Origin of the sequence: Billgrantia endophytica (assembly GCF_002879615.1) — a bacterium.
In the GTDB taxonomy this organism is placed as follows: domain Bacteria; phylum Pseudomonadota; class Gammaproteobacteria; order Pseudomonadales; family Halomonadaceae; genus Halomonas; species Halomonas endophytica.
This window is the reverse complement of sequence record NZ_PNRF01000006.1, coordinates 41,116-48,414: the sequence shown is the minus strand read 5'-3', so window position 1 is coordinate 48,414 and position 7,299 is coordinate 41,116. Positions and strand designations below refer to the sequence as shown.

Here is a 7,299-nt window from a genome sequence, read left to right as displayed (position 1 = left end):
TCCTGCGCAGGTACGTGACTTCTCTCGTAGCCTGGGGGTACGCGGCAAAACGGACAAGAAGGACAGCGTGGTGTTGGCACGGTATGGCGCAACTCAACAGCCTGAATGCTGGCAGCCAGAGCCTGAGGAAGTGCGCAAGCTCAAGGCGCTGGCGGCGCGACTCGATGCAATGGACAAAGACATTCACCGTGAGCGAAACCGGCGGGAAAAAGCCGAGTTCATCATGGCAACCGATATTCTCCGCTCGATTGATGACATCCTGCTGGCATTGACGCGCGAGCGGGATCGCCTCCAGCAACAGATCGATGATCATCTCGATCAGCACCCTGGCTTAAAGCGGGACCGGGTCTTGTTGCAAACGATCCCGGGGGTTGGTCCCGCCGTGTCACTCAGGTTGTTGGCGATGCTACGTAGCCGCGCGTTCCAGAGCGCTCGGCAGGCTGCTGCTTTTGCGGGACTTGTGCCCGTTAGTTGGGAGTCGGGTAGTTCCGTGCGCATGCGGCCCCGTCTTTCGAAAGCTGGCAACCCGAAGCTGCGCCAGAGCCTGTACATGGCGGCCGTCGTAGGGCTGAGGCGAAACCCAGATATCTCGGCGCTCTACCGGCGGCTGACAGGAAACGGCAAGAGCACAATGGCGGCCTTGGGGGCGGCGATGCGGAAGCTAATCCACATCGCCTATGGCATCCTCAAGACCCAAACCGAATATCGGTCGCAAACCACCTAATGGGTTGTTTGTGACTGGTTAGGAGAGATGGTATCTAGGGCGAGACCGATCCACTTGTGCACCAGGTGTTCAGGGCATGCTCTAACGCGATGCCAGCTATCGAGGCGTCAGGTTGCTGGCACGCTTCGACGATCCTGGTCTTGAACTCGGCCGTATAGCGACGGCGCTTTCGAGGCGCCTCCAATACACTTAACTCACTCATAATAGGTGTCCACTAAGCAATAGGTGGACACCTACCGTCATCGAAGTCGGGGCTCAGCGGAAGGTGTGTTCACCGGCCGGATACCGGCTACGGCCAAGGCACTGGACTATAGCCTGAAACACTGGGCGGCGCTGACGCGCTACCTGGATGACGGCGGATTGCCGATCGACAACAATAGGGTGGAGAACCTGATTCGCCCCTGGGCGCTGGGTCGCCGCAACTGGCTATTCGCCGGGCCACTGCGCAGCGGCCAGCGCGCCGCCAACATCATGAGCCTGATCCAGACTGCCAAACTGAATGGCCATGAACCGCATGCCTACCTGAAAGACGTGCTGGCTCGACTGCCGACGCACAAGGCCAGCCGGATCCACGAACTCTTACCTCTGCACTGGAAGCCGGGCGACTGATCACTCGCGAAGGGTGATGCCCGGTCGCTTACCATCAAAGTCAGGGCTCAGTGGGAGATGTGTTCACCGGTCGCTTATACTCTTAATAATAAATGGGGCACCTACTGTCACGGAGTTTCGGAGTCAGAGAAAGATGGGTTCACTAGACAGATACGATCAGCGGACAGTTACACACGTATGACAGTTACACACGTATGTATGTCAGCGCCGGATCAGGGTTAGGAGTGGACCCTGAGGGATGCCCGAAGCCTCTTGAAACAAAATTACTGAGTTACAGAAGATATTTTTGGTACTTAGCAAAGGCCGCTGCAGCATTGCGGATATTCTCGCGCTTCAACTCCTCGGCTCGTGATGCGTCGCCCTTGCACATGGCTTCCAAAACCAACTGGTGCTGACGAACGCCCTCCATGGCCCTGCCAGGCACCAGAACCAAGCGGCGAATCAGCACCCCAGTCCGGTCATAGAGCCCATCGAGCTGGGCATTCAACATGGCATTGTCGGCGGCCTCAGCACAACGCTCACGGAACTGGATAATGCAATCGATATAGAATTCCAGATCATTGCGACCAATAGCCTCCTCGGCCGGTTGACCGAAAAGTTCCACGAGATCGTTCCAAGAGCCCGGAGGCGCCTTTTTTGTCGCAAGACGAACTGCCAAGCCCTCAAGCACCTCACGGAGTTCATAGAGCTCGTAAATCTGCTCAACATCTAGCCGAGTGACCACAGCGCCACGGTTTGGGATCCGCTCTATGAGACCACGTTCCTCCAGCACTCCGAACGCTTCACGCATACGGGCTCGAGAGACATCGAACTCACTGGTGAGCTCCACCTCTCGAAGTTTTGACCCAGGGGGCAGGTCATGGCCCACGATACGCTTGCGAAGCACCTCCACCAACTCATCGGAGGTCATGCCACGAACCTTGGATTGCTTGCGCTTCTCAGACACGTTACACCACTCTCTTGTATCGGCTACCTTAATAGCCGCCAATCATACATTTTTGTTACCACAAATGTCTACAAACGATAACATTAATTGCTATTGACAACAGCGTCAAGAGCCGGAACCCTGGCCGCCAGCACCCCTTCCCATCCTCCGCTGCATAAAGTCTATGATGACTTCATCCGTGGCGATGCGGGGCAACTCACGCAACTCCATTGCTAGAATCTGAAGGACCAGGCTCGTAAGGAAGCAGAAATCTCCGTTCTCTGCTGCTATCAAGCCAACCTGCTTGGTATTAGCGTAGAGTAGCTCTAGGTTCTCATAACCTCCATGCTCTCCATTGCTAACTGCACTACCACCACTGCTTACATTGAGTACTGCAAGCAGTTGTTCAGGCTCCAGTCCTGCGGCTCTGGACACTGCAAGGGCCTCAAGTGTACCTAGATGGACAGCTGCGAAAAGGGCCTGGTCGAGTCGCTTGAGCACATCCTTAGATGGCACTCTTGGACGCACCGAGGACGGTGACCCACGGGCCTGATCGGTAAACTCAACCAGCCGTGTATTGTCCGCCTCAGCCATCCCGGTAATGGCCGCCCAACGATACAGTGAGGTCACCCGCTCCCCCAATAAAGGCACTTGGCCACTGTCTACGGCAATTTCGCTTGCGATTCGCAGATCCTTCCACATTAGACCCAGGGTAAACCCCGAGTTGTATGTTGCTGGGAGAATATAGCGAGGCCAGTGGTGTTCCAGCAGAAAAGTCCTGCCAGGCCCTGCCGCGAAATGGGCGATAGACTCCTCCCTCGGGATGCCAAGGGAATGTGCCATATGCATGAACTCCATGGTGGCAGTGAAATTGACTGCCATCACCATCATGTTCATCGCCTTAGCGATGTGACCAGTGCCAACTTCGCCGGTGAGGATGATGTCGGTACCCAACTGATCGAGCACCGGCCGCGCCCGTTCTCGGGAAGCTGCATACCCACCCAGCATGATTGACAGGGTGCCGTTTTCTGCTGCAGGAACACCACGGCTCACCGGGGCATCCACCAAGTCTGCGCCATGTTCACGCAAGGCTGCGGCAACTTCCCTAGTGATCACCGGAGTGGAGGTGGTAGTCTCAATCACAAGGTGATGCGGCCGAACGACTTCAAGAATTCCCCCTGGCCCCATTACCACGTCACGCACAGCATGGTGATCGGTGACACAGGTGATTACCAGATCACAGTCACGGGCTACATCCGCTGCCGACTCTACTTTTATTGCGCCGGCAATTCCTTCCATGGCCTTTGTGTCGATGTCATGAGTGACCACCCTGTAACCGGCCCGAAGAAGCCGTCTGGCCATACGCGAGCCAATCTGGCCAGTACCTATTATGCCGACACTGCCCACTTCAACCATAATTATTAACTCCCTTGATGCCACGTACCAGATCCGCGCCCTTCTCACCAATCATGATGGCCGGTGCGTTGGTATTTGACGATGCCATGGTGGGCATAATGGAAGCATCGACCACCCTTAGACACTCGACGCCATGCACTCGCAGCTCGCTGTCCACCACAGACAGGTCATCGTTGCCCATCCGACAGCTTCCGATGGGGTGCCAAGAGGTTTGCCCAGTCTTGCGCATGTAGTCCATCAGCTCCTCTTCATCGGTAACCTCGGGACCCGGGCGGATCTCTCGACGTAGCAGTTTGCTGAGTGCTGGCTGCGAAGCTATCTCGCGGATAAACTTGAGGGCATCAAGATAGGTCCGGCGCTCCTCTTCGTGTGAGAGATAGTTGGCGACCATGCTGGGCGGGCACTGTGGATCAGCGCTGGTGGCGTGAACGGATCCGCGCGATAGTGGTCGAAGCATGAATGCCCCCAGGGAAAAGCCCGAAAACCTGTCAATCCCCATCTCTTTACTGCGCGAGTAGCGGTCTTGGCCACTGATCAGCGCCAATTGGATCTTGACGTCCGGGCGCTCCAGTTCTGGGTGGGTCTTGGCAATAGCGTGCACCGTCGACGAGGTTGTACTCATCAGGCCCCGCCGCCTCAAAATGTAATTAAGCCCGTGCTGCATGCCGCGCCATTTGCTGCCAATAATGTCGTTGATCGTCAGCGGCTGAGTGCATTCGTAGGTTAAGCGAACCTGGAGGTGGTCTTGCAGGCCCTCACCAACCCCGGGGAGATGGGCAACCACCGGCACCCCTAGCTTGGCGAGGCGATTCTCGTCGCCCACCCCAGAGCGCTCCAGGAGCTGAGAGGACTGAATCGCCCCCGCACAGAGCAGAACCTCACCTTGGGCGCGAACCTGGTAGCGCTTGTCATCCTTGAGATATTCGACCCCCACGGCACGCTTGCCTTCAAAGAGGACCTTCGCAGTCAGGGCATGAGTCCTGACGGTGAGATTGGCGCGGCTGCGAGCACCCATGATATAGCCATCCGCCGCACTCCAGCGACGGCCGCGATACCCTGTCTGCTGAAGGTAGCTGACACCCTCGAAGGTACCATTATTGTAGTCTTCCGCACGCGGCACACCAGCTTCGGCACAGGCATCCTGGAAAGCAGTGGATAGGGGATCGGGATCCCAACTGCCACGGTTGATAACATGCATCGGCCCATCATGGCCGCGCAGCGCAGGGTCTCCTTCTGGGTAGCACTCCATGCGCTTGAAGTAGGCTGCCACATCCCGGTAGCTCCACCCCTCGTTGCCCAAGCGTTGCCACTCGTCATATTCGATAGGATCGCCGCGCACATAGACCATCCCATTGATGGCACTGGAACCACCGACTACCTTGCCCCGGGGCCAATAGATGGACTTGTCATTCAAGGCAGGCTCGGGGGCTGTATGAAACGGCCAGGCATATTTCGGATTCTGCAGTAGCTTACCGACGCCCAGCGGTACTCGAATCCACGGATTGTTCGGCCAACCACCGGCCTCCAGCAGGAGCACCGAGTGCTTGTGATCCTCCGATAGTCTTCCAGCTAGGGCACAGCCTGCCGACCCGGCGCCAATCACGATGTAATCGAAAGTCTCTTCGCTGCTCCTGACACCCGTCATGCCTTGTCTCCTGCCCGATGCTTGAAAGAGTCACGACGGAAGCTGTAGAGGGCAGCCGGGTCTACCTGAACATCAACTACAGCAGGTTTGCCACAAGCCAAGGCCGCCTCCAGGGTCTTTCTCAGGTCACCCGGCTGGTCTACCCTGAATCCACGGGCGCCATAGAGTTCGGCAAGCTTGTCATAGGGTGGATTCTGCAGGTTCGCTCCAATGTAACGCTCTCCGAAGAAGTCGCGCTGATAAGCCTTCTCGGCTCCCCAGCACTGGTTATTCATTACCACCGTGACGGTATTGATACCATGTTCGACTGCCGTGGAGAGCTCAGAGACGGTCATGCCAAATCCTCCATCCCCCATCAGGCTAATGACCGTGCGTTCTGGGCAAGCCAGCTTGACACCAAGGCCGCAAGAGAAGGAGAAGCCGACTAACCCGAAGTCTAGCGGCGTGAACAGTGCCGGCGGCTGCCAATAGGCCAGCCTGTCGGTGGCCTGCAGGCACAGTGTCCCGGCATCCATGGTATACATAGTGTCTCGAGGAGCCACCTCACGTAGGGCCTTGAACAGCGTCTCCGGACTGATTGGTGACTGCTCGTCATTGGTCTCATCCAGCGCCACCAGGTGACGCTTGCGTTGTTCCTTGAACTGAGCAACCCAGGCGCCACCGTCGCGCTCACTACCCCGGATCGCCTCACGAATATCCTGCACTACCGACGAAGCATCGCCCCAGATAGCCACTTCCACGGGGAAAAAGCGCCCAAGCGCGGTAGGCTCAATCTCCACTTGAATAATGGCGGCCTTTTGATTGAGATTGTCATAGGTATAGAAGGTTGAATTGAAGCCAAGTCGCGTACCCAGTGCGAGAATGACATCCGCCTCACGAGCCAGATACGAGGCCACGTCGTTGCCCCGCGGGCCCACTTGACCGGCATTCAGGGGATGGTCGAACGGCATCCCATCACCATGCCCAGGTGATGTCGCCACCGGTACGCCTAGAGACTCGGCTAGTTCGATGACCACCTCGTGAGCCCTACTGTTCTTGATTCCTCCACCCGCAATGATCAGCGGGCGACTGGCGCCAATCAGGAGTTTCGCCGCCTTCTTGACTTGCTCCGGATTGGCCCGCACAGCAGTGTGCATGCCATCTCCCATCGCACCCCGGATAGCTTCGAACTCGGCTTCGGCGGCCAGTACATCGCGAGGCAAGTTGAGGAGTACCGGACCCTGGCGGGGCGACAGAGCATTGCGGAAACCTTCATTGATGAATTCAGGAACCCGACCGGCACTATTGACCATGTAGGTCTTCTTGGTGATAGGCATAAACAGGTGCTGTTGGTCCACCTCCTGGAAGGCATCTCGATGGACATGACCGGTGGCCAGCGAACCCGCTAGTGCGATAACGGGGGAGTAAGCCGCCCGAGCCTGGGCTAAGGGCGTAACGAGGTTAGTGGCGCCCGGGCCATTCTGTCCGGCTAAGAAGACCCCAGCTTTACCGCTGGCGCGTGCATAGCCATCCGCCATGTGAGTACCAGAGCGTTCATCTCGAACCCCGATGAAGCGAATCTCCTCAGCATCATACAGAGCATCGAACATTTCCATAGTGGCCGAACCAATCAGTCCGAACACCGTATCAACTCCATTTGCTCGCAGCGCTTCGACTGCCGCTCGTCCACCACTCATTCTTGTCATTTCCTTGCTCCTTTCCTCATCAGGATTGGCGCCGTCTTGATCACCCTAGTCCGTGACGGCGAAAATTATCCGCTGAGCCCCCAGCCTCCCCAAGAATCCTGAAAGTACCGGACCATTGACACTTTTGTCAACATTCTTGTCTATCTATGTGTTGTCACATCATGAGCGAATTCTTACGTTTCGTGGCTCACTCCTCGTAGGCATCGGCACTCCAATCCGTAAGATCCCTAGATTTTCTTTTTTTCGTAGACATAATTGTCATCAAACGGGTATGGTATACAGTGGAACTGATCCG

General features: G+C 56.8%; 6 protein-coding genes and 1 pseudogene. 2 read left to right on the top strand and 5 right to left on the bottom strand.

Annotated elements, in window-relative coordinates; translation table 11 throughout:
- Window positions 1–724, top strand: a 724-nt coding sequence (locus C1H69_RS01925) for a transposase (RefSeq protein WP_102651734.1), incomplete at its 5' end; no start/stop codon positions are given.
- A gap of 34 nt (window positions 725–758) precedes the next feature.
- Here the strand turns inward: C1H69_RS01925 and C1H69_RS24505 are convergent.
- Window positions 759–926, bottom strand: coding sequence for a transposase (locus C1H69_RS24505; RefSeq protein ID WP_102651733.1), 168 nt, complete (start codon window positions 924–926; stop codon window positions 759–761).
- Window positions 927–1,012: 86 nt separating this feature from the next.
- Here C1H69_RS24505 and C1H69_RS01915 point away from each other — a divergent pair.
- Window positions 1,013–1,333, top strand: a pseudogene (locus C1H69_RS01915) (IS66 family transposase); the annotation flags it as partial.
- A gap of 271 nt (window positions 1,334–1,604) precedes the next feature.
- Here C1H69_RS01915 and C1H69_RS01910 read toward each other — a convergent pair.
- From C1H69_RS01910 to C1H69_RS01895, 4 genes are all read right to left on the bottom strand, one after another.
- The gene (locus C1H69_RS01910) at window positions 1,605–2,279 is read right to left on the bottom strand and encodes a GntR family transcriptional regulator (protein ID WP_205738386.1); all 675 of its coding nucleotides are present in this window, start codon (window positions 2,277–2,279) and stop codon (window positions 1,605–1,607) included.
- 105 nt (window positions 2,280–2,384) lie between these two features.
- Entirely contained in the window at window positions 2,385–3,674 is a 1,290-nt protein-coding gene (locus C1H69_RS01905) for an NAD(P)-binding domain-containing protein (RefSeq protein WP_102651731.1), read from the bottom strand.
- Entirely contained in the window at window positions 3,667–5,319 is a 1,653-nt protein-coding gene (locus tag C1H69_RS01900) for a GMC family oxidoreductase (RefSeq protein WP_102651730.1), read from the bottom strand. The genes C1H69_RS01905 and C1H69_RS01900 overlap by 8 nt, the downstream gene beginning before the upstream one ends.
- Window positions 5,316–6,995, bottom strand: coding sequence for a thiamine pyrophosphate-binding protein (locus tag C1H69_RS01895; protein WP_205738385.1), 1,680 nt, complete (start codon window positions 6,993–6,995; stop codon window positions 5,316–5,318). Before C1H69_RS01895 ends, C1H69_RS01900 begins: the two co-directional genes overlap by 4 nt.
- Window positions 6,996–7,299 lie beyond the last annotated feature (304 nt).

What these genes read in the sequence shown, in the direction of transcription:
- C1H69_RS24505 (WP_102651733.1), bottom strand. Translation starts at nt 926, where the DNA reads ATGAGTGAGTTAAGTGTATTGGAGGCGCCTCGAAAGCGCCGTCGCTAT.
- C1H69_RS01905 (WP_102651731.1), bottom strand. Translation starts at nt 3,674, where the DNA reads ATGGTTGAAGTGGGCAGTGTCGGCATAATAGGTACTGGCCAGATTGGC.
- C1H69_RS01900 (WP_102651730.1), bottom strand. Translation starts at nt 5,319, where the DNA reads ATGACGGGTGTCAGGAGCAGCGAAGAGACTTTCGATTACATCGTGATT.
- C1H69_RS01895 (WP_205738385.1), bottom strand. Translation starts at nt 6,995, where the DNA reads ATGAGTGGTGGACGAGCGGCAGTCGAAGCGCTGCGAGCAAATGGAGTT.